This window comes from Mycobacterium sp. TH-M103 (genome assembly GCF_057473785.1).
The window spans coordinates 1-2985 of sequence record NZ_JBYCLG010000095.1 but is presented as its reverse complement, the minus strand read 5'-3'; the positions used below and the strand labels follow the sequence as shown (position 1 = coordinate 2985).

The 2985-nt window shown below is 70.6% G+C and carries 1 protein-coding gene; it reads right to left on the bottom strand.

The annotated features are described in order from the left end of the window. Positions 1-2985 (bottom strand): type I polyketide synthase (locus AC2VOR_RS05430; protein ID WP_486963334.1); only part of this gene is annotated, 2985 nt, incomplete at both ends.

Sequence of the window (2985 nt, the reverse complement as noted above, 5' to 3'; positions counted from 1 at the left end):
CGATGGCGTCGAGGAATCCGCCGAAACGGCTGTAGATCTTGCCCGGCGCCTCCGGGTCGGGATCGTAGAACTCGTCGATGTCGAACCGGTCTTCCGGAATCTCTCGGATCGCATCGACACCGTCGGACAGCAACTCCCAGAATGCCTCCGGGTCGGGCGCACCGGGGAATCGGCACGAGACCGCGACGATCGCGATCGGCTCGTCGGTGCGTGTCGTCGCTGCCGACGCCTGCGGGCGCCCGGAAACAGCCCCCGAACCGGCGGATGCCCGGTCGTCGAGCCCGAGCACGTCGCCGAGCAGGTAATCCGCCACGTCGGACAGACGTGGGTAGTCCATCGCCAGGGTTGCCGGGATCTCCTTGCCGACGCCTTGCTCGATGCGTTGCCGCAATTCGATGGCCATCAGAGAATCCATGCCGAGGTCGAAGAATCCGGCGTCCTCGCGGATTTCGGCGGCATCGACTCGCGTCACCTCCGCCACCGCCTCACGCAGGTAGTCCACGAGCATCTTCCTGCGCCGCTGTACCGGGGCGTGGGTGAGCTGCTCGACCAACCGGGTCTTCCCGGAGGAAGTTGCGGACGCCGCGACCCCGGTCGCCTGGGTGGGCACCTCGCGCTCCAGTTCCGCGAGGAGCGACCGTCTCCCGGCTTGCTGGTACAGCGGCAGGAAGCGGGCCCAGTCGATCCGGGCCACCACCCCTTGCGCGGGACCCGGTGCCTCCCCCGAAGCGCGCGAAGCCGCCATGACGTCGGCCATACCCGCCAGCGCATCGGCGGCCGACAATGTCCGCACCCCGCGCTGGGCCAGTCGCGTGCGAGCCTCCTCGTCGGCCATGCCGACCGACCAGGGTCCGAAATTGACGCTGATGCCCCCCCGCTCGCGCAGCCGCCAGGCCAGCCCGTCGAGGAAGGCGTTGGCCGCGCCGTAGGCGGTCTGGCCGAAGCTGCCCCACACCGAGGCGATCGAGGAGGTGCTGAGGAAGAAGTCCAACTGCAGGTCCGCCGTCGCTTCGCTCAGATGCCAAGCACCCCAGACCTTCCCGGCGAACACCCGGTCCACTTCGGCATCATCGAGGGTGCGCAGCGGGGAGATGCCGATCTCGCCCGCGGCGTGCACGATGCCGGCCAGCGGCGGCAGCTCGGCCTGCACGGTGGCCAGCAGGCGTGCGATGTCGTCGGCGTTCGCGACATCGGCCGCGACGACCATGACCTCGCAGCCGTGCTGTTCGCGGATCGCGTCGATGCGCCGTTGCGCGGCGTCACCGGGTGCGCGCCGGCTGGTCAGCACCAGGTGCCGGGCGCCGTTCGCGGCCAGATAGGCGGCAATCTCCAGCCCGATCGCGCCCAGCCCCCCGGTCACCAGATACGTTGCGTCAGCACGCAACTCCGGCGGCGCGCCGCTCGGTTGCCGAAGCTGCCGAACCAGCCGCGGCACATAGACCGCCTGCTCACGCAGCGCGACCTGGTCTTCCCGCGCGGACGAGCCGCGCGGTGCCGCCGCGAGCTGGTCGATCAACGCCGACCATTCCGCGGTCGTCGGGGCGGCGGTCCCTTCGGCCAGGTCGGCCAGCCCGCCCCACACCTGCGGATGCTCCAGCGCGGCGGCGCGGCCGAACCCCCACAGGCAACTCTGGTCCGGTGACACGGTGTCGGCGTCGACGACTCGCTGGGCGTTGCGGGTCACCAACCAGATGGGTGCGCGCAGTTCGGCGGCCACCGCGGCGCGGAAGAGCCGCCGTGTTCCGCCCAGGACCCGGTGCTGCATTTCCGAGAGCGACAGCATCGTCGGTCCGGTGCCGGAGTCGAGGGCCGCGACGTGCAGGATGCGCAACGCCGGCTCGTCCGCGGCGGCGGCGCGCAACGCGTTGCCGAGTTCCTCCTCGTCCGCGTCGGACGCCGGCAGCCCCAGCATCCGATGCCGGTGTCCGCGCGCGGTCAGCGCGTGGGCCAACGGCGCAACCACGTCGGCGTCATCGCCGATGAGAAGCCAGTACGGTGCGTCGTCGGCTTGCGCACCGGACGCGGCGGCGGTGCATTTCTCCCACCGGATCTCGTAGCGCTCTTCCGCGATCGACCGGGTCGCACGCTGCCGGTTGTGTTGTGCGGCAAGCTTGGTCAGCACGTCCACGGTCTGCTGGTTGCCCTTCGCACCGTCCAGCAGCGCGGCCAGTTCCTCGATCCGATCCGCTTCGAGAAGCCGGACCGCCTGGCTGCTGGCGGCGAGTCGCTGTTGCTGATGGGGGCGTTCCCGATTGTCCCGGTACCAGTACTCGCGATGCTGGAACGGGTAGGTGGGCAGATCGAGCTTGCGGGCCGGTCCGATGAGGGCGCCGAAGTCGGGCAGGTGTCCCAGGACGTACGCCTCGGCGAACGCCTCGGTGATCTGGCGGTGGTCGGCGGTGTTCCGGCGCAACGACGCGATCGCCCGCGGCGCGGTGGCCGGGTCGGGCCACGCTCGCAGCGCCGCGGCGGTGAGCACCGGTTGCGGTCCGACTTCCAGCAACACTTTGCAGCCCAGCTCGGCGAGGGTGCGCACGCTGCCGGCGAATTCCACGGGCTGCCGCGCGTGGCGCCGCCAATAAGGGCCGTCGATTTTCACGCTCCGGCCGATCACGGCGCCCGTGCGGTTGCACACCAGGATCTGTTCGGGTGCGCTGAATTCGAACCGGTTCGCATAGGCCTCGAACTCGTCGAGGATCGGCTCCAGCAGCGCCGAGTGGAACGCGTGGCTGGTGTCCAGCCACTCACACCGGACCCCGTCGGCCGCCAGCCCGGCGACCGCCCGGTCCAGGTCCTGCGCGGGTCCCGACAGCACGGTGTTGGCGCCGTTGTAGGCGGCCACCGACAGGCTCGGGTACTCGTCGGTCAGGCTCTCCACACGCTCGGGAGCGGCGAAGATCGCGACCATGCGGCCACCGGCGGGCAGGCTGCCGAACAGCCGGCCGCGCTCGGCCATCAGCAGCGCCCCGTCCTCGAGGCTGAACA